Origin of the sequence: Acinetobacter sp. RW6 (assembly GCF_041956835.1) — a bacterium.
Taxonomy (GTDB): Bacteria; Pseudomonadota; Gammaproteobacteria; order Pseudomonadales; family Moraxellaceae; genus Acinetobacter; species Acinetobacter calcoaceticus.
Genome location: NZ_CP167121.1, coordinates 1,053,857 through 1,078,128, shown reverse-complemented (window position 1 = coordinate 1,078,128; position 24,272 = coordinate 1,053,857). Strand labels below are relative to the sequence as shown.

The following is a 24,272-nucleotide window of genomic DNA, read 5'->3' as shown; positions in this document are numbered from 1 at the left end:
AGCTTCTCTCCAGATTTTTTAATTATTACAGTCCTTCTGCCTGAGAGTTTCCGGGCTTGTTGCTCCTTCGGCGGGTTCTTTCGAACCTCTCTCCCGCAATAATTTTGTATTTATATAAGCAATGTATCTGCCACTTTAAAAAAAACGCATTCTTTTCTTGTAAACTTTTGTACCAACAATTATCAAGTTATAAATCATTAATTTAATTATAAAAATAAAAAAGGTGAATCTTTATGAATTCACCTTTTGTGTTTAATTAGAGTTTCCCGTTGAGCACCGGGTCTGAAACTGTACCCTTCCATTGCTCACGCAAGGTTGGTAAATAAAATTTCTCACCAATAGTGACCAATTCTGCATCAATCAATGCGTGAACTTCGTGCATAAAAATATAATCAAGTGCAACCAAAGAAAGTTCATGATTTTTTTGGGCAGTTTTTTTGCGTTTCGCTTGAGCTTGTTTCACTAACTCATTCGCAAAGTTTTTATCTTTATAAGCCGTAATTGCATTTAAACGTAGTTCAATAACACCCCATCCAGCTAATAGCTTTTTAAACACATCAAAATCTTCTGAAGTTGATTCCCATGTTACATTTTCTAGATCATTATCATCAGGTAAAACTGGCAATAACAGGTCACCTGTACTTGGGAAAATCTTTTTAAGATTTAACAGAAACTTAACAGGCTGATCACCGGGATAATCATTAAATTGCACATGTTGTTGGGTATCTGTTAAATAAATAGAGAGCATTCAAAAATCCTTAGCTAAGCTTCTGTTTTTAACTGCTTTATTTCAAATCTCGTAAAATAGATGCAAAACAAAAACAATATAAAAAACAGGACAAGGTGCGCATTTTAACAATTATGGCAGCTTATTCAACGCTAATTCGCCATTAATTAGTGAAACTTACACCCGCTTGACAAAAAGCCCTCCGAAAAGAGCTCCTTGTTGATGCAGATTCAATTCTTGCCATAGCTATAAACCCCACCAATAACTTGTCTTTAGCAGGACTTCTTATATCGTAATAGATACATAGCTAATAAGACTTTTTAATAAAGTTTTCACCCTAGTTCTAAACTAAACTGAAGAAATGAACTCTGCTGTAGTTTTTAACTGAGCAAAAGCATTGCTTAAAACTTGGTTATGATGATCAATGATTTGCGGAGCATTTAAAGCTGCCGAATCAGTTGTTGTATGTGCATCTGAGATTAGTGTCACTTTATATCCATACTCTGAAGCAGCCCTAACAGTAGTATCAATACAATATTCAGTTTTCATCCCAGTCATTATGATTTCACCAATATCAAGTTTCTCTAATACTTCTTTTAAAACAGTATTCTTAAAGCTGCTAGGGTACATTTTTTCAATGACTGTATCTTTATGTGGATTAAAAGGTAAATCTGTAATTAGTTGAGTGTTCGGGCCGTTTGGATCTAATGGTGTGCCTTTCTCACCAACATGCCGAATAAAGATAACTGGTCTATCATTCAACCGGCAATATTCAATAAGGCTAAGAATATTTGAAATTACGAATTTGGCATTATGTGGCTTAGGGTCGCCATTAAATAAACCATTTTGCATATCAATGACGAGTAAAGCCGATTTTGAGTTACTACTGAGTTTTTTCATAATTTTTCTCTGTAAAACCAATAATGAACAGAGAAAAATTAACCCAGCCATTATTGGCTGGGTTTGGTTATCTTATTAAGTCACTTTAATAAAAAATCACACGCAGCCTTGCTTAAAGGTCGTGGTGGTTGTCGTGATTTTATTCAATAAACAGTTCATTTGTTTTAACTGCCCATAATTAAAGCGTGATTAACCATACCATAGCTTTTTCAAAAGAAACAAAGCTTTTTAAATTTTTTATTTTGTGAAGTACCTTTTACTCTTAATTAGTTGTTACAGAAATACTTCATAATAGAAAGCTAATTTATTTAACTGAAAGTAAGTATTCATATGCTGTTTTTTCATCACTCTGTACTTTAATGACTGCATCAGTTTCATCATTCAAAGTAAGGTTAAATACCTTCTCACCATCATAAGAAATTTGATGGCCCATACGGAATTCTGAATCAATTGACTCAAGAATAATAAAATTCCCTTCGATATTCGAAGCAATATAGTAAGTATTGTTCCGATGAACATATCTAATTGTGTACATCACTATTTAAATTCCATCTAAAAAATTATGTTTTTTCTTAAATAATAAAAAAGCTCACTTCATCTTCTCAAGCAGAAATGAAGCTAGCGAAAAAAAAGATCCGCCCTTCTTTTGATTTCTAGCACTAATCGTTCAGCGCTAAACTAATATATAAATATTACAGAAATACTTAACAATAAAAAACCCCGCCATTAGTCGATACTTAGTCGGGTTTCTTATACCGTCATATGTCTGAGAGAACTAACTCTCACATGGGCTTACTGCTATTTAAATTAATCTTTACACTTAACTTTCAAAACGGCTGCTTTGGTATTCACTGGAATAAGCAGTCCTGAATTATAGACAGTATGATGATTTACGATTTTGTTATTGCTATCCAACTCATCAAAACCTTTATCTTTACATATTTCTTCTGCTTTACCGATTAACTTTGATCTCAAAGCTTCTCTTGAACCAAATGCATTACTTTGAGCATGAAGTTGGTAAACACCAGGATTCACCTCAGCTACAGTAGGTGGAAACATTTGTAGACAACCCGACAAGGTACAAACTATTACTGCTAAAACAACTATTGATTTAGTCTTTTTCATTTATTGGAGCTTAGAATAAAATAACATAGCAAAATTAAAGTCTAGATATGACATTAGTATTTCAAGGTATAAAAAAGCCCACTTTTTCAAGCGGGCCTTCCCCTTATGATTTTTTGCGCTGATCATTCAGGACTTTTGTTGTACTTAGCAACTCGCGGATATTACAGAAGTATTTGACAATAAAAAAGCCCATCAGAAGAGATTATTTACTATTTGGTGAAACCATTTTTTCAGGCTTAACCACTTCATCAAATTGCTCTGCCGTAACTAAACCAAGCTCAACAGCAACCTGCTTTAAAGTTTTATTTTCTTTATAAGCGGTCTTGGCAACTTTTGCAGAATTTTCATAACCAATCACTGGATTTAAAGCAGTGACCAACATGAGAGAGTTATGTAAGAAGTGATCAATTTTATCCTGATTAGGCTCAATTCCCACCGCACAGTGATCATTAAAACTATTACAAGCATCGCCAAGCAACTGAATAGACTGCAATAAGTTATAAGCAATCACAGGCATAAATACGTTTAATTCAAAGTTACCTGAAGCACCAGCCACATTAATGGTCGTATCATTTCCAAGCACTTGTGCAACAACCATCGTCATTGCTTCACTTTGTGTTGGGTTTACTTTGCCCGGCATAATACTTGAACCAGGTTCATTTTCAGGAATACGGATTTCACCGAAACCACAACGTGGACCACTGGCCAACCAGCGAATATCGTTCGCAATTTTATTTAAACTGACTGCAAGCGTTTTTAATGCGCCAGAAGCAAAAACAGCAGCATCACGTCCTGCAAGTGCTTCAAATTTGTTTGGAGCAGTCACAAATGGTAAGCCCGTAAGTAAAGCAAGCTGATCCGCTGCTTTCACTGCATAGTCAGGATGTGCATTTAACCCTGTACCTACTGCAGTACCACCTAGTGGCAATTCATATAAACCACTTAAAGCTTGCTGTAAGCGCACTACACCATGCTCAAGCTGAGATACATAGCCGCTGAATTCTTGACCTAAAGTTAATGGCGTTGCATCTTGTAAATGGGTACGACCAATTTTAACAATAGATTGAAACTCATCAGATTTCTTTTGCAAAGTCGCTTTAAGTTGTTCTACTGCCGGAATGAGTAATTCATTAATTTGCAGACTTGCAGCAACATGGATTGCCGTTGGAAATGAGTCATTTGTTGATTGCGCACGGTTGACATGGTCATTTGGATGTACTGGCTTTTGGGCACCTAATGCTTGACCTAATTTTTGGTTTGCAATATTTGCAATCACTTCATTGCAGTTCATGTTACTTTGCGTACCAGAACCAGTCTGCCAGACAACTAAAGGAAACTGGGAATCCCATTTACCATCAATTACTTCTTCAGCCGCGCCCACAATATATTGGCTCAAATCTTGCGGCAACTGTTCAAGTTCAGCATTGGTTATCGCAGCAGCCTTTTTTACTAGCCCCATTGCTCGAATCATGGCACGTGGTAATCGTTCTTGCCCGATTTTAAAGTTCTGTAAGCTGCGTTGAGTCTGTGCTCCCCACAATGCTTCATTCGGAACTTCAATCTCACCCATAGTGTCATGTTCAATTCGTGTTTGCATAGAAACCTCAGTTGTCTGGTTAAAGAACTTACGGGCTGAAGCAAGTATTTGCTCTGGCTAGTTAATTTTTAATATCGTACTCAAGCATTCCATTATTGTAAATAAGAATCATTATCTTATCTTCCATTTAATGTGTTTTGATAAAAGCGCCATTCATCTTCAATCATTTGTTTTAACGAGCGTTTAGGTGTCCATTGCAATAATGTTTTTGCTTTCGTTATGTCTGCCCCAACCTGACCTAACTCAACATGTTTATAAATCGCAGGTTGAGTCGCAATTTCGGCTTGAGTTACTTGTGAAATTTCATCTAGTAATTGACGAATAGAGTGAACTTGGTCATGGGCAATATTGAATGCCTCACAACAATGTGTTTGATCACGTAGCCAATGTAAGCTTGCAGTTACAGCTTCACACACATCTAAAACGTGTAGAAAACTACGTTCAGTCGTATGGTCTGATGTTTCAGCTTGATCTTGTAATTCAATCAAATCGCGTTGCATTGCCGCAACTTGCATCGCAAGCGGTACAATATTTTTAGGCAGCTGTGCGACATACTCTCCGAGTACCCCATGTTCAAATGCACCTACAATATTAGATAAGCGCAAGATCGCAATTTTCCACTCATGATCAATTTTATAAGTATCACGGATAATTTCTTCAATCATCTGTTGAGACTTAATATAAGGATTAGGATAAGTGTAATTAAATTCTTCTGTTTCGCTTAATTGCAAACCAGATTTTCCATAAGCTGCAAGGCTAGACAGCTGAATAAAGTGACGAACACCTGTGCGTTGCATGGCACGCAGTAAACTCATGATGCAACTTACATTATCATTATAATATTCAAGAGGTTTAAGATTAGATTCTTCAATTGATTTAAACCCAGCAGTATGAATAACTGCATCAATTGAATATTGCTCAAAGACCTTATTCAATGCGGGTGTATTACGTACATCAAGTTTAACAAATGGAACGTACATACCAGAAATAAACTCTAGCCGTTCCAGCGTTTGCAAGGTCGAATTAGCCAAATTATCGACAATTACCACTTCTTGCCCTTGGGCCATTAGACTCAAAGCAATGTGTGAACCGATAAAGCCTAAACCACCTGTCACTAAAATCATTGTATACTTACCTTTCTCTTAATGCATCTACGCCCATTTAGACGTATGACCATAGTGAATTCTTAATGAGTACATTACTACTAATTACCTCTGCTCCTACTTCCATTCATGCTTGGCATGCGTTAGGACTTGCTCAGGCACTCAAAAGTAAAAATGAAGACTTTCGTGTATTCTTTTACCAAGACGGCGTGCAGGTTGCTAATGATTTTCAATGGGTTCCTGACGACCAGCGTAATTTAACGCATGAATGGCAAAAGCTTTCGATTCGACTTCCTGTATGTGTGAGTGCTGCCCTCGCTCGTGGTATTACCGATGCAGAAAATGCCAGTCGCCATCACCTTACTCATTACAACCTTGCCAAAGACTTTCAACTCGTCGGGTTAGGTGAACTTGCTGATGCGGTACAGTCAGCATCTCGTCTTATTCAATTTTAAGTTACTTTGTTTGCTTAGATTGTTGCTTTTAAAAGGTATATTGTGTGAAATCTGTACTCGTCATTTTAAGCCAAGCCAACTTAACTAGTCTTCAAATCAATGAAAGCCTTTCCGCTACTATGGTTTTAGCAACCTTTGGCTCACCAGTCAAAGTATTATTGAAAGATGCTGCTCTTAGTCTCTTGCAAAATGACTTAAGCTTTGACCAACTTCGTCATTCTTTCAAAGTAGCATCAAATATGGTCGAAAGTTTCGAGTTTTATGATTTGAGCCCTATTCTGATTGAAACTAAGAATCAACAACATCCTTTTGTTCAAAAAACTGAGCAAGAAATTGAGTTCGTTCAGTTGAATACCGACTTTATTCAATCTTTTGATCATGTTCTATATTGGTAGATGAAGGTGTAAGTTTAATGAATCCATCAACACTTTATCTCGTGCAATCTACTTATCACAATACACCGAATATTATTGATGAATTAGGTCATGTTTATCAGGCCGGTGACCAAATTATTTTTATGGGTGATTCTGTTGCAAGGCTTTCAGCTCAAATTATTCAACAGTTTGAATCTGTTTCATGCTTAAGTATCGAAAAAGATTTACTCGATGCAGATACTTTAGCTCAGATAAATGTATTGGACTATGATCAATTTGCAGATCTGGTTTTAACGTTTAATCGCTGTATTTCTCTTAAATAATAGATTTAGGCTAGTTTCATGAATTTAGAATTAGACCAAGATGGTCATTTAGTTGATTATACAATCTGGAATCCTGAAGTTGCACAAGAGCTTGCCAAGTCACTTGATCTTGAATTAACTGATTGGCATTTTGAAGTTTTAGCTGCTGTGCGCCAGTTTTACCAACAGTTTGGACATTCTCCAGCAACTCGCCCCCTCATTAAATTTTTAATGAAAACAGTAAATCCAGACATTAATAATGCCATTTTGCAGCAACAATTTAATACTGGCTTAGTTGCCCGTCATTTAAGTCGTTTGGCAGGCATTCCTAAACCAGCAAATTGTTTATAAAGTTAAGCAAACTTTTTGGCAGCAGCTACACATAAAAGGGTTGCTGCTGTGACTACTAACATTGACCAGCTTACATGTTCGTGTAATAAGGCTGCTGCAATGGCTAGCCCCATTAAAGGTTGTAAGAGTTGTAGTTGACTAATCGCGGCAATTCCGCCTTGGGCAAGACCTTTATACCAAAAGAAAAAGCCGATCAGCATACTAAACAAAGACACATAAATAAGACCGACTAGAGCTGATGTAGAGACGTTCTCAAATGAAGCGGGCATATAAAAAACTGTGAGAAACAGCATGAAAGGTAATGACAAAATAAGCGCCCAACAAATGACCTGCCACCCGCCTATTTTTCTTGAAAGCACACCACCTTCTGCATAGCCAAAGCCACAGAAAATAATCGCCATCAACATATAAAAGTCCCCTATTCCTAGTGATGTATCACCAGAAATGAAAAACATATAAGCGAAAACAACACCACTTCCCAAGATTGCAAATATCCAGAAAAATTGATTCGGCTTTTCTCCACCTCTCAGTACAGCAAATATTGCAGTTGCAAGCGGTAAAAGACTAACAAAGACAATTGAATGAGCTGCATTCATATATTGCAAAGCGAGAGCGGTAAATAACGGAAAACCAATCACCACCCCCAAAGCCACTATAGCAAGTGGCCACCAATCTTTCTTAGCTGGCTTTTTTTCTTTCAACACTAAAATAAGGATAAGCCCTAAAATACCAGCTATCGCAGCTCGTGCTGCTGTTAAAAAACCGGGATCAAACCCCATTACAGCGACTCGTGTTGCTGGTAGTGACCCTGCAAAAATAGCCACCCCAATAAATCCATTCACCCAGCCATTCATAAACCTGTTCATAATTTTCTCCGTCACTATACGAAGAATTTAAGCTGTGCTAAGGTGATTAAACCAGATACAAAGCAGTACAATTTAAAAGAACTGTTATGTACTCACAACCAGTACAGTTGAGATTGTAAGCCCGTGAACCAGAGCAAAACAAAAATTGAAATTGTTATTTTAGAAATTGAGCAACAAATAAAAAATCGATCTTTAATGCCTGGAGCACGCTTACCTTCTGTTCGTAAATTAGCAAATGATCTGGGTTTTTCAGTCTCAACTGTTGTAGAAGCATATGAAAGATTAATTGCTTTAGGGAAAATTGAATCAAGAACAGGATCGGGATTTTATATTGTAGGCCCTCTCGCACCTTTATCTTTAAGTGACTTAAGCCCACAGTTAGAACGATCAGTAGACCCTCTATGGATTTCGCGTCAGTCTTTAGAAGCGAAAGCAGATGTGTTTAAGCCTGGTTGTGGTTGGTTACCCGATGACTGGATGCCATTAGACAGTATTCGAAAAGGATTAAGGGCTGCTGCAAGGAGTTCAGACGCTTGTTTAATGAGCTATTCTGCGCCGTTAGGATTACCAGCGTTGCGCGATTTATTAGCAAGGCGTGCCCAATCAAAAGGAATAGATGCAAATTTAAATCAAGTACTTTTAACAGACTCTGGAACTCAAGCGATTGATTTAGTTTTCCGGTTCTTACTAAAGCCCGATGACGTCGTTCTGATTGATGATCCTTGTTATTTTAACTTTCATGCATTACTTAAAGTTCATCAAGTTAAAGTAGTTGGATTACCTTACACACCGACAGGCCCAGATTTAGAAGCATTTAAAGAAGCAATTGATACGTATAACCCACGTCTTTATATCACCAACTCAGGAATACACAATCCAACTGGAGCAATGCTTTCTCTTTCTACGGCGCACCAACTCTTAAAATTGATTGAGCAATCTAACTTAATAGTAGTTGAAGACGATATTTTTTCAGATTTTGAATATACCCCAGCTCCTAGGCTTGCTGCTTTAGATAATCTTTCACGCGTCATCTTTATTGGAAGTTTTTCTAAAACATTATCTGCATCTATTCGTTGTGGCTATATTATTGCAAAACCGGAATGGGTTGATCAGCTCACCGATTTAAAAATTGCGACCACTTTCTCGCATAACGGTGTTTCTGCAGAGGTTTTGCTTTCCGCTTTGACAGATGGTTCGTATCGCAAACATTTAGAGTTATTAAAAGTTCGTTTAGCAAAAGCCATGCATGACACTATTACCAAACTAGAACCGCTAGGCATCCGGCCATGGATTAAGCCGCAAGCAGGTATTTTTGTATGGTGTCATTTACCGGAAGGTTTAGAAGCTTCAAAAATTGCGAAATATTGTATTAATCACAATGTTATTCTTGCGCCTGGAAATGCTTTTAGTCAAGCGCCTAATGCGGGTCAATTTATCCGCTTTAATGTGGCACAATCAAACCATGCCCATATTTATAAAACTCTTGCTGATGCTATTCAACAAGAGTCTTCATAATTTATAGCAACAAAAAATTAGGCTTGTTTCTGTTTTTGTTGAATATATGCAAAATAGCCCGGTCCAGCTGAGACTTGCACTTGTTTTGCATGTAAAGGCTCACGGCAGATCGAACATACCATAACCGGTTCAAACTTATGTCCACAAGTTTTATGACGATATTCTAGTGGCTTACCTAAACCTTGATCCATCCATTTATCAGCCCAATTCGCCATAGATAAAATAATTGGATAAAGCTCAAACCCTTTATCAGTCAGTCGATACTCAAAACGCTCTTGGCGATCAAAATATGGTGCTTTGACTAGAATTTCATATTCAACCAAACGCTTTAAACGATCTGAAAGGACATGACGAGTTACGCCTAATGATTTTTGAAAATCGTCAAAACGGCGTATTCCCATAAAAGCATTACGTAATATTAGCATCGTCCATCGATCGCCAATCACTGATAGCATACGAGCAACCGAACAAGGTTGATCACCGATGTCATCCCATTTCATCTTTATGCGTTCCTCGATATTACCTAGCCCAACGGCCCTATTGTTTATACCCTAAACCACTTACTACGATTTATGCAAGATTCATTATAAAAATAACTTCTTATCAACTTTATAAAAAAATTTCATTATGAAAAAAGAGAAAGTTATTATTAAAAATTGCTAAATAAATATAACCCACTCATTTTCATAATGAGTCATATTTATCATCTTTTATAATTAATTTGAAATAAATACACCCTTCAATATATTGCCTGCTTCTAGTTTTACACCTGCCGGAATGCGAACCAGACAATTGGCCTGCATTAAGTTACTCAGCATATGTGATTGCTGTTTTGCCAGACTTTTTATTTTAAGCTGTCCATTTTCAAAATAAGCATACATTCTTAAAAAACGTTCACGTGCATCTTCTTTTAACGCATTGTCCAAAATCGCACTAAACCACTCAGGCCCTGCTTGATTTCCCTGTAAAGTATCTAGTAATGCCTTACCATATACCTGCATAGACACATAGACCGCAGCGGGATTACCCGGCAAACCAAGCAAATAACAATGATGATCTGTTTCTGGATTTGAATATTCAGCAAAGAATAGCGGTTTGCCAGGTTTCTGTTTTACTTTCCAAAAGATTTGTTCAAAGCCAACCTCAAAAGCACATGGTCGTACAAAGTCATAATCACCTACAGAGACTCCACCTGTCGTTATAATGACATCATGGCTATCTTTTAACTGATTAAAGTAATGCGTGACTTGCTCTGCCTCATCTGCCACATGAATCAGTTCAACATCCAAGCCATAATCTTCAAACCAAGCTTTTAATAATGGCCCATTTGCATCAAAGATTTTGCCGTCGACAAGATCTTCTGCCGTTTCTGCAACTTCATCACCAGTCACCAAAACAGCGACTTTCGGTGCACGATAAACTTCAACCGTTTGCACACCTGCCATACTTAAGGCAGCTAAGCTTCCAATATTTAGAAACTGTCCAGCTTGTGCAAGCAATTGGCCTTTCTGGACTTCTTCACCTGTAAAACGAATATCGGCTTGGGGACGTATATGCTCAGTTAAGCAAATTTCTTGGGTCGAAAGAACCGATACAATTTCTTGCCTCGCAACATGAGTTGTTCCTTCAGGAGTTTTACCGCCTGTGAATATACGGATAGCCTGACCTTCATGAAGGATGTCATTGCTTTCACTTCCCGCACGAATCTCACCAGTAACCTGAAATTTTTGATTATTTAAATCTTCCGCATGGCCACAAAGTGCGTAACCATCTACCGCACTTTGAGAAAAGCTTGGCAGATTAATTTCTGAATAAATTTCTTTTGCAAGATATCGGCTTAGGCTATCTTGCAGAGTTTGTTGAATGGAACCCAACTTTTTTGGCTGCCTAATAATCAACTCAAGTGCTTCATCTACACTAATTAATCCACGTTCTGTACCACAACTTGACATTATTCATAGCCTCCCGGATGCGGTAAATCACGGCACACATCAAAAATATGAACGAGGGCTGGTAAAATAGCAGCCATTGATTCGCTTGCTCCACCACGACTTCCCGGTAAAGTCACCACCAATGAGCGATCAATAAACCCTGCTACTCCACGTGACATTGCTGCATATGGTGTGCGTTTTTGCCCAAAAGATCGTGCAGCTTCCATTAAGCCGTCTAGCTTACGCTCAAGAAGTGGTTCTAATGTATCAACCGTAATGTCACGCTTACCAATTCCGGTTCCACCAACCGTCATGATGCATGCATATGACTTACTCAGCTCAAGTACTAAATCTTTTAGAACATCTGCTTCATCAGGCAAAATTTGGTAATGAATCGGATCGAATCCTGCTTCAGTTAAAGTTTCAACAACTGATTTTCCAGCTGTATCGGGTTTTCTACCGGCTGCAACGGTGTCGGATAACACAATGACAGCAGCCGAAACGGGCTGACGAAGAACTCGCTTAAAGTGTGATTTCCCGCCCTTTTTCTTAAGCAGTTTACATTGATCCATCCAGAGTTCTTCTGGCTCACAATGTGGCTTTAACATGTCGTAAATGGTTAAACCTGCAAGACTTGCAGCCGTGAGGGCTTCCATTTCCACCCCAGTAGGACCAATGGTTTCAACCACAGTAATAATCTTTACAAAATCATGTTCTAATTCATATTCAACATCTGCACGATAAATCGGCAGTGGATGACACAAAGGAATCAGCTCATCAGTTCGTTTGGCTGCCAAGATTCCTGCCACACGTGCAGTTTTTAATGCATCGCCCTTTTCAGTATTACCTTGTCTTAATAATTCAATACAATGTGGAGGCGCATATAAAATCGCTTGTGCTTCAGCAACACGATAACTTTCCGGCTTCATTCCTACGTTTTTCATTATTTATCCTAGTGGTGCATATTTCAGTGTGAGTGTTCATGGCCGGCATGATGGTGGTGATGCTTGTGTTCTTGTGGTGCATCTTTGCGAATACAACAACCTTCTACATAATGACTTGTACCGTCTGTAAAGAACTCTTCTTTAAAAACTGGCACTTCATGCTTCACTCGCTCAACCGCTTCCTCACATGCTTGAAAAGCTTCACGGCGATGGGCTGCATAAGCAATCGCAATAATAGCTGTTTCACCTACATCCAAATATCCAATTCGATGAACGACCCGCACATAAGATACCTGATACTTTTTCTCAATTTCCAGTTCAATTTCACGTATCATTTTTTCAGAAAGTGGCTTATATGACGTATATTTCAACGCTTTAACAGCTTTACCCTCATGGTGATTACGAACCGTACCTATAAAAATATCGATTCCACCACATTCAGGAAATGACTGGATAGGATCAAAAGTATCTAAACTTAAAGCCTGTTCTTGTATACGTGCAAAATCTCGCATGACTCACCCTCCTGCAACTGGTGACAATAAAACCAAAGTACATGGCTCACTTAAAGCAGATTGTCTCGTTATGACATTATCGCCAATCGCACATGCACATTTTTCCATGGCTTGTGTACATTCTGGATGTAATAAAACAATTTCATCTAATACATTTTTAACCAAAATATGATTGGGACAAACCAACGAAAGGTTTTGAGGAAGCAATTTTTCAATTGCGCCAAACGCTTCTATTTTAATTTGGATAGATTGCTGCATTTATCCCCCAAGCATATGCATACTGATTTTACGGGTTTGTTGATGTTGTAAGGCATGAAAACCTTTAGCTTTGTGCCAAATATACGGCATAACCATATCTGTTAACTGTTGAATATACATTGCATGATCAGCTGTATTACGTGCACGTAATAATGATTGAAGCTGCGGTTTAATATTTAGTCCCTGCGGTGCAAATAAACAGTTGTAGAGTTCGCCTTGTGCAGTTAACCGTATACGGTCACATTGATGGCAAAATGAATGAGTGATTGTGGAAATAATTCCAAGAGAGTAGCTATTATTGATTAGATATTGGCGTGCTGGCTCATGCTGTTGTTCTACAACCTGTACTGAATAATGGGGTTGTAAAGCTTTTAAAATTTCAGCCTCACTCACCACATCTTTGCTAGACCAAAGCGCATCGCCATCAAGTGGCATAAACTCAATAAAGCGTAAAGGAATATGATTGGCGATTGACCATTTAACCATCGGTAAGATCTGATCGTCGTTTTTATTTTTCATCAATACGCAGTTAATTTTGAATGGTAATCCGACATCTTTAGCAGCTTGAATACCCTCGAGAACAGGTTCTAGTTTTTTCTTGGTAAGCTCTTTAAACTGAATAGCATCAAGACTGTCTAAACTAATATTTAGGTCATCTAATCCCGCATCTTTTAACTGCCTAGCGTATTTTGCAAGGTAATGCCCATTTGTAGTCATTGAAATACGTTTTAGGCCCAGCGCTTTCAAAGCTTGTAACTCACGAACAAAATGCACAATGCCTTGACGCATTAATGGTTCGCCACCTGTAATGCGGATACTTTCAACCCCATGTTGCACCATAAAATGACAAAATTGAAAGAGTGCCTCAAAACCAAGCAGATCTTGTTTATTCAACCATTCAGGATGTTCAGGCATGCAATATACACACTTAAAATTACAGCGATCAGTTACGGAAATACGTAACTTTCGCTTTACACGGCCATATTGGTCTTGAAGAACCAAAGGCGTATTTTCAGAGTGATATTGTTTCATCATTTGCACTCATATCGAGAACAGTTCAAATATTGCTGGCACTTTTTGTGAGCAATTAAAATAGAAATTTGCTCTTCAATAGTGCTCTGCTGCTTAAGCAAAATTTGTTCCAATTCTATTTATCATCCATAACTTCTTAGCTTTTTAATAGATCTTTTGCCGCACCACTTCAACTGTAATTATATAACTGTATAAATTTAGTGCGACTCCAATCTCTTGTATGCCCTACATTATTTCTAGCATTTTTCTAGACGGATGGGTACATATTTATGGTACGGTGTTTTCGATAAAGGATCACAATGTTCACCAGACACAAGAAGATTTAATTGTGGCCCTATTGGCTCTCCACCTTGAAAGCGCATACCATAGCCATGTGGAAGTGATACAACACCTTTTCGCATACCTTCATCAAAATCTACGGTGACCTGAATTTCTCCGTGTTGTGAGATACATTTGAGTTGATCTCCTACTGCTACATTCAAGTTTGTTGCATCTTCAGGATGAATTCGCAAAGCGCCTTCTGCATCTACTTTCCGCCATGCAGGGTCACGGTAAATCTGATTAGCGTTATAGCTACGGCGCTCCCCCGACAAAAGTATGAAAGGAAACTCTTCAATACTAAATTGATGATTTTTTAAATTTGCCAACTCACTCAACATTTCGGGAATAGCCAGACGTATTTTTTTGTCTTTATATGCCACGAGCTTCCACATTTCATCATATTCATGTTGTGATAACACCACACCTGAACGCTGATTTAAAATTTGCTCAAACAAACGAACACCTAACGTTAAAGAATTACCTTTGTAACCTGCACGGCGCACAGCTTTCGCATGCAAAACCGAATATTGAATAGACAGTGGTAATAAAAAAGCAACTGAAGCAGCTGAGTTTTCTAGATGTTTACCTAACGTACGATAGAGAATTGAGGCTGCAAAAGGAATGTATTTTTTATGTCGAGCAAAAGTTAAACCCAAAGCCGACAGATAAGGTAGATAGGCTGTTTTTTTCGAGTCGACCGCAGCTATTTTGTCTAACACAGGAAAGCTTTTAGGAATGACCTTCATGGCTTCAAGTAATCGTGTATAAATTTCGGCTTCGGGTAACGTATTGCCTTGAGCAGTGAATACTGGATGTCTCAGGTGAAAACCATTTTTAGGAAACTCTAAATTAAAACCAGTAAATTCCCATTTTTCAAACTGCGTATGGGCCGGCAAAATATAATCTGCCAATCTGGCTGTTTCCGTCATGGCAACATCGACCACAACCAATAAATCTAATGCTTTAAACGCTTTTTCGTAGGCAGGTGTATCAGGATAGGTTAATAAAGGATTACAGCTATCTACAAAAACCGCACGTATTCTTTTTTCGCCTGCTTTTAATATTTCATCGGGCAAAATATTGGGTGGGAAAAAACCTGAGATGGGAAACATTTTATGGTAAACACTACGTCGATATTTCGGCTTTCTTTCATCTGTATCACTTAAAATTGGAATAAACATGGTGTGTAAATTATTGGTGCCTTGCTTTCCAAAGTTTCCGGTCAATAAATACAGTAGTTTTTCTAAATATCCGTTTAATGTCGTATTTAAAGTATGCTGAATACCTAAATCAATACGCACACAGCCTCTTTTAGCCTTGGCAAAATCTCTAGCCACTTGATAAATTAAATCGACTGGTACATCAGCTTTAGCAATATACTCTTCAATCGGGACACGGCTAAACGCTGTTTTTACCTCTTCAAACCCTTGTGTATGCTGTTCAATGAACTTCACATCATAAAGTTGTTCTTTAATAATAATGGCAATCATAGCCGACATTAAAAAAGCATCTGTGCCGGGTTTTAACTGCACATGAATATCTGCTTGTTTTGCCGTTTCGGTAACACGCGGATCAAATACCACCATAGTCCGGTTGGGGTCTTTTTTAATATGCTTTAGCGTGTCTCGTGCATTGGGAATGCCATGTGCCTGAAACGGATTTGTGCCAATAAAAAGAACATAATCTGCGTATTCAACATCTTCTGTCGTATGGCAGGCCTGACTTCCAAATAAACGACCATTAAGCCAGAAATCACCCGTTTTTTCTTGAGCAAGAGAGTTGTAAGCATAATAACTTTTCATGGCCAGCAAAAGCTGACGACCATAAGCTGCACCAAGATGATTACCTTGACCGCCCCCTCCTACAGAAGCAAAAGCGGTACCGCCATAACTATCTCGGATATGAACTAATCGCTCGGCAATTTCCTGTATGGCAACATCCCAACTAATTTCTTGAAAAGAGCCATCTGGCTGGCGTTTTAACGGCGTAGTCAAACGGTCTGCATGCTGCTGATAGTGCTGTAATCTTGCAGCTTTTTGACAAATGTAGCCTTGTGAAAATGGATGTTCAGGATTACCTTTAATTTTGACAAATTGATTATCTTTAATTTCAACACTTAAACCGCAATTTCTTGAACACAAAATACATGCGGTAACATCCGTTTTGTTTTCCTTTAGCGCTTCTACCATTTCGATTGACTCCCTTTATTTTTATGCATATGGATAGAACTAAAATAACAAGTTCCAAAATAGAACTTATATAATAAATAGTCAACGGCACAAAGATTAAAAACGTTTTTCGCACGACCAATGTAAGGTTAAAAGCTCTTCAAATACATCGTTAATTTGCTGTAAAAATTTCTTTAAATGCGGTGATTTGTTTGTACTGCTGAAGCTCATCTAGAGAATTGATGCTATGAAAAAATAAATTTTGTTTTTGAAATATGGCGACTTGTGCATGTAAAAGCTTAAAGCACTCTTTCAAACTTAATCGTTGTTTTTCAATTTGCTCTGTTATCGTGATTAGGCTTTCACGCTTTAACAAGCAAAATGGGTACAAGGCATCTCCATTAATTGACACATAAGCTGCTTGAGCTTGTTTGTTTTTCCGAAGTGCACCATGTAATTTCGCAACGACTTGCGTTGGTATATAGGTCACATCACAAGGAATAAACAAAACATAATCTGCTTCTACATTTGACCATGCGCTTTTCATTCCCATCAGTGGACCTAAAAAGCCTGAAGCATCATCTTGAAAACATTTAATATCTGGCACAATACTTTGATAGATGGAGTAGTCGCGATGACTATTGACCCAAAGTTCAGATACCGATGATCTTAATTTCTGATGAATTTTAAGAAGTTGGGGTTCACCATCAAATTGCTGCAACAACTTATTTAAACCGTTCATACGGCGGGCTTGTCCACCCGCCAGAATGACCAAATCAGTTACGGGATATCCCTTATTCACACTTCCACCTCCTGTTGGCAAGCTTTAATCAGGCCACGGATTTCAGGTAAACATGAACCACAGTTCCCACCTGCTTTTAAACAAGCAGTGACCTGTTTTTCATGGGTAATATTTTGTGTTTTTATCGCTTCAATAATTTTATTCTTACCTACTTTAAAACAACTACACACTAAAGGCCCATCATTATTAGTAGCCGACATTGGCATACCTGCTAGCAAAGCTTTGCGGTGCAAAGCACTTAAACGTTCACGTTTAAACAGACTAGCCACCCAATCACGGTCTGGCAATAAATCTGGCGGTGCAATATATAAGCTTGCAATTACAATGCCATCTTTCAAAATAACGCTATGGCTCAGTTGTGAAGAGATATCTTCAATACTTAACCATTCAAAAGTTTCATCGGCAAATGGTAAGAAATTTTTCAGGTTCTTTTGAGTATCATGAAAAGTTTGGCGATCTGCAAGTTCATAACGGTTGGTTTTAACCATTCTGACCTTAGTCCACCATGCACAGTGATGTAGCGATTGTTGGATATGCGAATCATATCCTTCACGAACATAGAGCACACCTTGCCAAGTGGTATAGAACGGCTGAATGGTGACAGGTGTGTGTTTAAACTCAGGCTCGCCTGAGATTGCATCAACTTCTGGGTTAACGACTTTACCAATGCGGGCATCGGAGGCAACTTGTTCAGTCCAGTGAATTGGTGCAAAAATTTGCCCACGACGTACACCCGATGAGAATGTCACACGTAATACACAACTGCCCCATTTAGAACGAACTTCAACTAAACCTTGATCACGCACACCAAACTTCAATGCATCACTTGGATGAATCTCACAGAATGGTTCTGCACGGTGACTGGTTAAGTTTGCTGACAAGCCAGTGCGGGTCATGGTATGCCACTGATCACGAATACGGCCAGTGTTCAAAATGAGTGGATAGTCTTCCGAAACTGCATGAACCGGATCAATTGCGACCGTTGGAATCAGTTTTGCCTTCGCATTTTTATAGCTAAATTGGCCCTTGCCAAACAGTTGCTGAACGGCTTTAGCATCTTGGGCTTTATCCCACACTGGCCATTGTAGGGGTTGCAGAGCATCGTACTCAGCAGCATTTAAATTCATCAAACCTTTAAGGTTGAAATAACGGAAAATACTACTTTCTTCACGCGCATCTATATCTACATTATCTTGTGCAGATAGTGCCGCATGCTCATTAAAGATGTCACTAGGGCCCGCAAAGTCAAAACCATTAAAGCCTAATTTTTTCGCAACTTGGCTCACTGACCACCAGTCTGCTTTTGCTTCACCTGGAGCAGGTAGGAAAGCACGCTGACGAGAGATACGGCGTTCAGAGTTAGTTACAGTACCGTCTTTTTCTCCCCAACCTAAAGCAGGAAGTAAAATATCAGCATATGCTGTCGTATCTGTATCTGCACAAATATCTGACACCACGACCAGCTCGCATTTTTCTAATGCACGTTTGACTTGGTCTGCATCAGGCAAACTCACAACAGGATTAGTTGCCATAATCCAGATGGCTTTAATTTTTCCTGATTCAACAGCACGGAACAAATCAACTGCTTTTAAACCCGCTTGATTAGCAATGAATGGGCTATCCCAAAAGGTTTGCACGACTTTTTGATGCAGTGGGTTATCTAAATCCATGTGAGCTGCTAGCATATTTGCCAAACCACCCACTTCTCGGCCACCCATCGCATTGGGTTGCCCTGTCATTGAAAACGGTGCTGCACCCAGTTTGCCAATTTTTCCAGTGAGTAAATGACAGTTAATAATACTATTGGCTTTATTTACACCCTGAGTGGATTGATTCACACCCATTGAAAATAGGGTTACCACTTTTTCTGTCTGAGCGAATTTCTCAAAGAACTGCTGTAACTTCTCTAGCGCAATTCCTGTACGCTTTGCTACATACTCCATATCAGTTTCTGGCTGACTGCTCGCCAAAACTTCTTGTAGGCCTTCGGTATAGGTATCAACAAACGCCTGATCGGCATGACCGTTTTGGTACAAATATTGAAATAAACCATTAAACAAGGCGACATCTTGACCCGGTAAAATCGGCAAATGTAAATCGGCTTGTTCACAGGTACTGGTAAAGCGCGGGTCAATCACTACCACAAACATATCTGGGTTTTGGCTCTTTGCCTGCATAATCCGTTGATAAAGTACTGGATGACACCATGCAGTATTGGAACCCACCAATACCACCATGTCTGCATGTTCAAAATCTTCATAGCTTGCTGGTACAAGATCTTCACCAAAGCTACGTTTATGTCCAGCCACCGCTGATGACATACAAAGACGCGAGTTGGTGTCGATGTTGGCTGTACCTAAATAGCCTTTTACAAATTTATTAACGACATAATAGTCTTCAGTAAGCAATTGTCCTGAAACATAAAAGGCGATGCTGTCACGACCATATTTGTCGATACACGACTGAAATTTATCGGCAATCTTATCGATTGCATCGTCCCATGTAGTTACAGTCCGATGAGACTTACGTCCCATCATTGGCTGTAAAACACGTGTTTCTAACCCCAAAGTATCCGCAAGACGGCTACCTTTAATGCATAAGCGTCCAAAGTTGGAAGGATGCTCTGCATCCCCCTCAACTTGAACCACAGGCCCTTGAGGTTTTTGTTGAACGTGTACACTGACACCGCAACCAACACCGCAATATGGACATGTTGTTTTAGTTGTTTTTGCCACATGATCGGAGCTATCGATTTCAACGCTTGGAATACTGTTCATAACTGCTCCTTTCCCTATTTAGCCTGCATTTTTTAATGCAAAATCTCGACCAAATAACAGTTTATTTCTAAATAAAGAAACAGGTGTTTGATCTGCGATTAACTCTGCATACCACATGCCATCTTCAGTATCACCAAACAATACTGCACCAATTACTCTATCACTTTGAATGATAATGCGTTTGTAAATCTGGCGTTTTTCATCGTTCAGGATAATGTCTTCATAATCATCTTTCGGCTCAAAATTTCCCGCAGAGAATACATCGACACCACTGACTTTTAACTGGGTCGGTACAGTCGGTGCCTTAAAGGTCAAGCTACCATGCTCAGCCAAGTGCGTCGCACAGATAAAGGCTTGGCCCCATAATGGCTCAACCAGACCAAATGTTTGCCCACGGTGTTCAATACACTCACCCACAGCATAAATACTTGGGTCAAAGGTTTGCATGGTGTCATTCACCAATACACCGCGGTTACAGCGTAAACCTGCACTTTGTGCCAAGCTAATATTTGGTCGGATACCGACTGCAAAGACCACAAGGTCTGCATCCAAAACAGTACCGTCTTTTAGTCGAATTTGTTTTACATGACCATTTTCATCACCCACCAATGCTTCTGTATTGGCTTCGGTAATAATATTAATGCCTTTTTGCTCAATGCTATGACGAAGTAACTGACTCGCACGGCCGTCGAGTTGGCGCTCCATAATACGGTCCATTAAATGCAATACGGTCACGTTCATACCGCGTTGCTTTAAACCGTAAGCTGCTTCCAAACCAAGTAAGCCACCACCAATCACTACTGCATTGGTTTTTGAACCGCAGTACTCAATCATGCTATTAACGTCATAAATATCACGGAAGGTTAAAACACCTTTTAAATCGACACCTTGGACTGGCGGAATAAATGGCGCAGAACCGGTTGCCAAGATCAAACGGTCATAATCGACTGTTTGTTCCTTTTCGGTGTAAATAACTTTACGTGGGCGATCAATTTTTACAGCTTTGTCGCCTGCAATAAATTTGATGCCTTTGTCGCTATACCACTTTGGTGGGTGCAGCATAATGTCTTCAATGGTTTTTTCACCAGATAAAACCGGAGATAACATAATACGGTTGTAGTTACCCCAAGGTTCTTCACCAATCACCGTTACTTCATAACGGTCTGGTGCCATGTCGAGTAAATCTTCTAGGCAACGCATACCTGCTAAGCCATTACCAATTAGTACTAGTTTAAGTTTGTCTTGAGATACACCTGTATTGGTAATATAAGTTTTTTGTGGCACAGGATTGATCAAAACACGACCATCAACAATTTTGCTCGGATAAACTGAGAGTTTTTGGTCTTTATCTTCTAAACAACGACCCGTTGCCAAACTAAAGTGTTGTTTATAGATTGGGGATGCAATAACCCGCTCACCTTGCAAATCGCCAATAATACCGCGGCTCATGACGTTGGCTTGGCTAAACGGATCTTTATTGCTTAACACATAAACGCGTTTTTCATGTCCCACGCGGAAGATTGCAACTGCTTGATCACCCACTAGTGCACCAGCGCCAGTGTTTGGGGTTAAATCATCTAGTGCACACACATCAATCCATTGATCATCAGGAAGCATATTTTTGTCTTGTACAATATTCATAGAAATTCTCCTGCTTATGCTTCAACCATTGGAATACGGTCTTCTGAACGTTCAACGTCTGTTAATGGTCGGATTTGACCACGTTCAGTCGTAAATTGAATGTGTGGATCGGCCTGTTCATTTGCACTTGCATTGATATAAGTTTGGAAGCGTTTACGAACTTCAGGATTTTCTACCGCAGTACGCCATTCATCTTGATATGTGCCAATCACATGTTCCATACGGCGTTCAAGCTCAGCAGCTAAACCAAGAGAGTCATCAACCACCACAGATTTAAGGTAATCCAAACCACCTTCCATGTTGTCGCGCCATACGCTGGTACGTTGTAAACGATCTGCTGTTTGAATGTAGAACATATAGAAACGGTCGATATAACGAATCAATGTTGCTTTATCGAGGTCAGATGCAAGCAATTCTGCATGACGCGGCTTCATACCACCGTTACCACACACATAAAGGTTCCAGCCTTTTTCAGTTGCGATAATACCCACGTCTTTACTTTGTGCTTCCGCACACTCACGGGTACAACCAGACACTGCCATTTTTAATTTATGTGGTGAACGTAAACCTTTGTAGCGGTTTTCAAGCTCGATAGCCAAACCAACTGAGTTGTCTACACCGTAACGGCACCATGTACTACCCACACAAGATTTCACGGTACGTAATGACTTACCGTATGCATGACCCGATTCAAAACCAGCAGCATTCAATTCTTCCCAAATGAATGGAAGCTCATGAACTTGTGCACCAAACATATCGACACGTTGACCACCAGTGATTTTGGTATACAGGTTATATTTCTTGGCAATTTGACCAATGGCAATCAAACCGTCTGGAGTCACTTCACCACCAGCCATACGCGGTACGACCGAGTAAGAACCATCTTTTTGGATGTTACCCAAGTAGTAGTCGTTACTGTCTTGCAGACCGGCATGACTTGGCTCAAGTACGAAGTCATTCCAGCAAGATGCCAAAATATTTGCAGCAGCAGGTTTACAGATATCACACCCTAAACCATGACCATGTTGATCAATCAAGTCGTCAAATGTTTTGATTTCATTAACACGAACCAAGTGATACAACTCTTGACGAGAGTACGGGAAGTGTTCGCAAATGTGGTTGTTAACGGTTACACCTTGACGTTGCAACTCAGATTTCAATACTTGAGTCACTAATGGTGCGCAGCCACCACATGCAGTTGCTGCTTTGGTGCATTTCTTCAATGCACCTAAAGAAGTCGAGCCATCGCTAATTGCTTGGCAAATGTCTGCTTTTGATACGTTGTTACATGAGCAGATCGTTGCGCTATCTGGAAGTAAATCTACACCGCTACCACCAGATTTTCCTGCTGATTGCTCAAAGCCCGGCATGATTAAACTTTCAGGAACTTCTGGCAAAGTCAGACCGTTTAACATCATTTGTAAAAGGTCATTATATTCTTTGGCATCGCCCACTAAAACTGCACCAAGCAACTTAGTTTTGTCTGCATTTACAACAATCTTTTTATAAACCAGTTCATGCTCATCTGCATAGAAATAGCTTAATGCACCCGGAGTCATTGCATGTGCATCACCTACAGATGCAACATCAACACCCATCAATTTCAACTTGGTGCTCATGTCCGCACCAGCGAAAGAGTGACATTCTTCATCTAACACATGTTTCGCTGCAATACGTGCCATGTCATAGCCCGGTGCAACCAAACCGTAGATTTTGTTTTGCCAAAGCGCACATTCACCAATTGCGTAAATGTTGCTATCGGAAGTTTGGCAGTAATCATTAATCACAATACCGCCACGTTCACCAATCGCCAGACCACTATTACGTGCTAACTCATCACGTGGGCGAATGCCTGCCGAGAATAAAATGATATCTGCTTCAAGTTCACTACCATCAGCAAACTTCATGACATGTGTTGTGCTATCACCGCATTCAATGCATTGAGTCGCTTTTTGCGTGTGAACTTTTACACCCAAATCTTCAATTTTACGGCGTAGAACTTTACCACCCAAGTCATCAATTTGAACTGCCATCAAACGTGGAGCAAATTCAACAACGTGTGTTTCCAAATCTAGGTCACGTAATGCTTTCGCTGCTTCAAGACCAAGCAACCCACCACCAATGACCACACCTGTTTTAGCATTCAGGCTCGCTGCACGAATGGCATCTAAGTCTTCAATGGTGCGGTAAACAAAGCAGTTTTCACGGTCATTACCCGAAATTGGAGGAACAAATGCATACGAACCTGTTGCTAACACCAATTTGTCATAGCTAATCACATCGCCATGATTGGTGGTTACTGTTTGTGCAGCAGTATCAATTGTAGTTGCTTTAGTGTTTAAACGCAGGTCTATGCCATGTGCATCTGCGAAGTCAAAACGGGCTAAAGATAAATCTTTTGCCGATTTCCCCGAAAAATATTCAGTCAAATGTACGCGGTCATACGCGATACGAGGTTCTTCCGCGAGAATCGTGATTTCCAGTTCATCATCTGCTTTTTCTAAAATGGCTTCGATGAATTTGTGGCCCACCATACCATGACCAATCATTACCAATTTCATAGTGTTTCTC

At 39.4% G+C, this 24,272-nt stretch carries 23 protein-coding genes and 1 riboswitch; of the genes, 5 read left to right on the top strand and 18 right to left on the bottom strand.

What is annotated here, in order from left to right:
• Positions 1–18: 18 nt before the first annotated feature.
• Positions 19–106, bottom strand: a riboswitch (glycine riboswitch).
• A gap of 150 nt (positions 107–256) precedes the next feature.
• From ACB088_RS05020 to ACB088_RS04995, 6 genes are all read right to left on the bottom strand, one after another.
• Positions 257–748, bottom strand: a complete 492-nt coding sequence (locus tag ACB088_RS05020) for a hypothetical protein (RefSeq protein ID WP_092707038.1) — start codon at positions 746–748, stop codon at positions 257–259.
• 327 nt (positions 749–1,075) lie between these two features.
• Entirely contained in the window at positions 1,076–1,627 is a 552-nt protein-coding gene (locus ACB088_RS05015) for a cysteine hydrolase family protein (RefSeq protein ID WP_092707036.1), read from the bottom strand.
• Between the two features lie 304 nt (positions 1,628–1,931).
• The gene (locus ACB088_RS05010) at positions 1,932–2,162 is read right to left on the bottom strand and encodes a hypothetical protein (protein ID WP_375038776.1); all 231 of its coding nucleotides are present in this window, start codon (positions 2,160–2,162) and stop codon (positions 1,932–1,934) included.
• A 272-nt stretch (positions 2,163–2,434) separates the two neighbouring features.
• Positions 2,435–2,752 carry a hypothetical protein gene (locus tag ACB088_RS05005; RefSeq protein WP_092707034.1) on the bottom strand — a complete coding sequence of 106 codons (318 nt, stop codon included), beginning with the start codon at positions 2,750–2,752 and terminating at the stop codon, positions 2,435–2,437.
• 202 nt (positions 2,753–2,954) lie between these two features.
• Complete coding sequence (fumC, locus tag ACB088_RS05000) at positions 2,955–4,349, bottom strand: class II fumarate hydratase (RefSeq protein ID WP_199989675.1); 1,395 nt, start codon at positions 4,347–4,349, stop codon at positions 2,955–2,957.
• Between the two features lie 116 nt (positions 4,350–4,465).
• Positions 4,466–5,473 carry a UDP-glucose 4-epimerase gene (locus tag ACB088_RS04995; RefSeq protein WP_045431017.1) on the bottom strand — a complete coding sequence of 336 codons (1,008 nt, stop codon included), beginning with the start codon at positions 5,471–5,473 and terminating at the stop codon, positions 4,466–4,468.
• Between the two features lie 65 nt (positions 5,474–5,538).
• On the opposite strand from ACB088_RS04995, the gene tusD reads away from it, so the two are divergent.
• The 4 genes from tusD to ACB088_RS04975 are packed head-to-tail and all read left to right on the top strand — an operon-like array spanning position 5,539 to position 6,934.
• A complete protein-coding gene (gene tusD / locus ACB088_RS04990; RefSeq protein ID WP_003652216.1) occupies positions 5,539–5,907 on the top strand; it encodes a sulfurtransferase complex subunit TusD in 369 nt (122 codons plus the stop codon).
• Positions 5,908–5,951: 44 nt separating this feature from the next.
• Complete coding sequence (locus ACB088_RS04985) at positions 5,952–6,302, top strand: hypothetical protein (RefSeq protein WP_092707030.1); 351 nt, start codon at positions 5,952–5,954, stop codon at positions 6,300–6,302.
• Positions 6,303–6,319: 17 nt separating this feature from the next.
• Complete coding sequence (locus ACB088_RS04980; RefSeq protein ID WP_092707028.1) at positions 6,320–6,604, top strand: DsrH like protein; 285 nt, start codon at positions 6,320–6,322, stop codon at positions 6,602–6,604.
• Between the two features lie 18 nt (positions 6,605–6,622).
• The gene (locus tag ACB088_RS04975) at positions 6,623–6,934 is read left to right on the top strand and encodes a TusE/DsrC/DsvC family sulfur relay protein (RefSeq protein WP_092707026.1); all 312 of its coding nucleotides are present in this window, start codon (positions 6,623–6,625) and stop codon (positions 6,932–6,934) included.
• 2 nt (positions 6,935–6,936) lie between these two features.
• On the opposite strand, the gene ACB088_RS04970 is transcribed toward ACB088_RS04975, so the two are convergent.
• The gene (locus ACB088_RS04970) at positions 6,937–7,800 is read right to left on the bottom strand and encodes a DMT family transporter (RefSeq protein ID WP_213031121.1); all 864 of its coding nucleotides are present in this window, start codon (positions 7,798–7,800) and stop codon (positions 6,937–6,939) included.
• 123 nt (positions 7,801–7,923) lie between these two features.
• On the opposite strand from ACB088_RS04970, the gene ACB088_RS04965 reads away from it, so the two are divergent.
• Positions 7,924–9,315 (top strand): PLP-dependent aminotransferase family protein, encoded by a 1,392-nt coding sequence (locus tag ACB088_RS04965; RefSeq protein ID WP_092707022.1) that lies wholly within the window; start codon positions 7,924–7,926, stop codon positions 9,313–9,315.
• A gap of 17 nt (positions 9,316–9,332) precedes the next feature.
• Here the strand turns inward: ACB088_RS04965 and ACB088_RS04960 are convergent, their stop codons facing one another.
• From ACB088_RS04960 to nirB, 11 genes are all read right to left on the bottom strand, one after another.
• Positions 9,333–9,815: a winged helix-turn-helix transcriptional regulator gene (locus ACB088_RS04960; RefSeq protein ID WP_375038191.1), complete on the bottom strand. Its 483-nt coding sequence runs from the start codon at positions 9,813–9,815 to the stop codon at positions 9,333–9,335.
• 216 nt (positions 9,816–10,031) lie between these two features.
• A complete protein-coding gene (locus ACB088_RS04955; RefSeq protein WP_375038190.1) occupies positions 10,032–11,267 on the bottom strand; it encodes a molybdopterin molybdotransferase MoeA in 1,236 nt (411 codons plus the stop codon).
• Positions 11,267–12,190 (bottom strand): bifunctional molybdenum cofactor biosynthesis protein MoaC/MoaB, encoded by a 924-nt coding sequence (gene moaCB, locus ACB088_RS04950; protein WP_003652229.1) that lies wholly within the window; start codon positions 12,188–12,190, stop codon positions 11,267–11,269. The genes ACB088_RS04955 and moaCB overlap by 1 nt, the downstream gene beginning before the upstream one ends.
• Positions 12,191–12,213: 23 nt before the next feature.
• Positions 12,214–12,702 (bottom strand): molybdenum cofactor biosynthesis protein MoaE, encoded by a 489-nt coding sequence (locus tag ACB088_RS04945; protein WP_092707016.1) that lies wholly within the window; start codon positions 12,700–12,702, stop codon positions 12,214–12,216.
• Between the two features lie 3 nt (positions 12,703–12,705).
• Entirely contained in the window at positions 12,706–12,960 is a 255-nt protein-coding gene (locus ACB088_RS04940; protein ID WP_199989689.1) for a MoaD/ThiS family protein, read from the bottom strand.
• On the bottom strand, positions 12,961–14,001 hold the full coding sequence (moaA, locus tag ACB088_RS04935; protein ID WP_375038189.1) for a GTP 3',8-cyclase MoaA: 1,041 nt from the start codon (positions 13,999–14,001) through the stop codon (positions 12,961–12,963).
• 227 nt (positions 14,002–14,228) lie between these two features.
• Positions 14,229–16,502, bottom strand: coding sequence for a molybdopterin-dependent oxidoreductase (locus tag ACB088_RS04930; protein ID WP_375038188.1), 2,274 nt, complete (start codon positions 16,500–16,502; stop codon positions 14,229–14,231).
• Positions 16,503–16,653: 151 nt separating this feature from the next.
• Positions 16,654–17,283, bottom strand: a complete 630-nt coding sequence (locus ACB088_RS04925; protein WP_375038187.1) for a molybdenum cofactor guanylyltransferase — start codon at positions 17,281–17,283, stop codon at positions 16,654–16,656.
• Positions 17,280–20,060, bottom strand: a complete 2,781-nt coding sequence (locus ACB088_RS04920) for a molybdopterin-dependent oxidoreductase (protein WP_375038186.1) — start codon at positions 20,058–20,060, stop codon at positions 17,280–17,282. Before ACB088_RS04920 ends, ACB088_RS04925 begins: the two co-directional genes overlap by 4 nt.
• An 18-nt stretch (positions 20,061–20,078) precedes the next feature.
• Complete coding sequence (nirD, locus tag ACB088_RS04915; protein WP_375038185.1) at positions 20,079–21,701, bottom strand: nitrite reductase small subunit NirD; 1,623 nt, start codon at positions 21,699–21,701, stop codon at positions 20,079–20,081.
• Positions 21,702–21,715: 14 nt separating this feature from the next.
• Positions 21,716–24,262 carry a nitrite reductase large subunit NirB gene (nirB, locus tag ACB088_RS04910; protein ID WP_375038184.1) on the bottom strand — a complete coding sequence of 849 codons (2,547 nt, stop codon included), beginning with the start codon at positions 24,260–24,262 and terminating at the stop codon, positions 21,716–21,718.
• Positions 24,263–24,272: the final 10 nt, after the last annotated feature.

What these genes read in the sequence shown, in the direction of transcription:
- ACB088_RS05020 (WP_092707038.1), bottom strand. Translation starts at nt 748, where the DNA reads ATGCTCTCTATTTATTTAACAGATACCCAACAACATGTGCAATTTAAT.
- ACB088_RS05015 (WP_092707036.1), bottom strand. Translation starts at nt 1,627, where the DNA reads ATGAAAAAACTCAGTAGTAACTCAAAATCGGCTTTACTCGTCATTGAT.
- ACB088_RS05010 (WP_375038776.1), bottom strand. Translation starts at nt 2,162, where the DNA reads ATGTACACAATTAGATATGTTCATCGGAACAATACTTACTATATTGCT.
- ACB088_RS05005 (WP_092707034.1), bottom strand. Translation starts at nt 2,752, where the DNA reads ATGAAAAAGACTAAATCAATAGTTGTTTTAGCAGTAATAGTTTGTACC.
- fumC (WP_199989675.1), bottom strand. Translation starts at nt 4,349, where the DNA reads ATGCAAACACGAATTGAACATGACACTATGGGTGAGATTGAAGTTCCG.
- ACB088_RS04995 (WP_045431017.1), bottom strand. Translation starts at nt 5,473, where the DNA reads ATGATTTTAGTGACAGGTGGTTTAGGCTTTATCGGTTCACACATTGCT.
- tusD (WP_003652216.1), top strand. Translation starts at nt 5,539, where the DNA reads ATGAGTACATTACTACTAATTACCTCTGCTCCTACTTCCATTCATGCT.
- ACB088_RS04980 (WP_092707028.1), top strand. Translation starts at nt 6,320, where the DNA reads ATGAATCCATCAACACTTTATCTCGTGCAATCTACTTATCACAATACA.
- ACB088_RS04975 (WP_092707026.1), top strand. Translation starts at nt 6,623, where the DNA reads ATGAATTTAGAATTAGACCAAGATGGTCATTTAGTTGATTATACAATC.
- ACB088_RS04970 (WP_213031121.1), bottom strand. Translation starts at nt 7,800, where the DNA reads ATGAACAGGTTTATGAATGGCTGGGTGAATGGATTTATTGGGGTGGCT.
- ACB088_RS04960 (WP_375038191.1), bottom strand. Translation starts at nt 9,815, where the DNA reads ATGAAATGGGATGACATCGGTGATCAACCTTGTTCGGTTGCTCGTATG.
- ACB088_RS04955 (WP_375038190.1), bottom strand. Translation starts at nt 11,267, where the DNA reads ATGTCAAGTTGTGGTACAGAACGTGGATTAATTAGTGTAGATGAAGCA.
- moaCB (WP_003652229.1), bottom strand. Translation starts at nt 12,190, where the DNA reads ATGAAAAACGTAGGAATGAAGCCGGAAAGTTATCGTGTTGCTGAAGCA.
- ACB088_RS04945 (WP_092707016.1), bottom strand. Translation starts at nt 12,702, where the DNA reads ATGCGAGATTTTGCACGTATACAAGAACAGGCTTTAAGTTTAGATACT.
- ACB088_RS04940 (WP_199989689.1), bottom strand. Translation starts at nt 12,960, where the DNA reads ATGCAGCAATCTATCCAAATTAAAATAGAAGCGTTTGGCGCAATTGAA.
- ACB088_RS04930 (WP_375038188.1), bottom strand. Translation starts at nt 16,502, where the DNA reads ATGGTAGAAGCGCTAAAGGAAAACAAAACGGATGTTACCGCATGTATT.
- ACB088_RS04920 (WP_375038186.1), bottom strand. Translation starts at nt 20,060, where the DNA reads ATGAACAGTATTCCAAGCGTTGAAATCGATAGCTCCGATCATGTGGCA.
- nirD (WP_375038185.1), bottom strand. Translation starts at nt 21,701, where the DNA reads ATGAATATTGTACAAGACAAAAATATGCTTCCTGATGATCAATGGATT.
- nirB (WP_375038184.1), bottom strand. Translation starts at nt 24,262, where the DNA reads ATGAAATTGGTAATGATTGGTCATGGTATGGTGGGCCACAAATTCATC.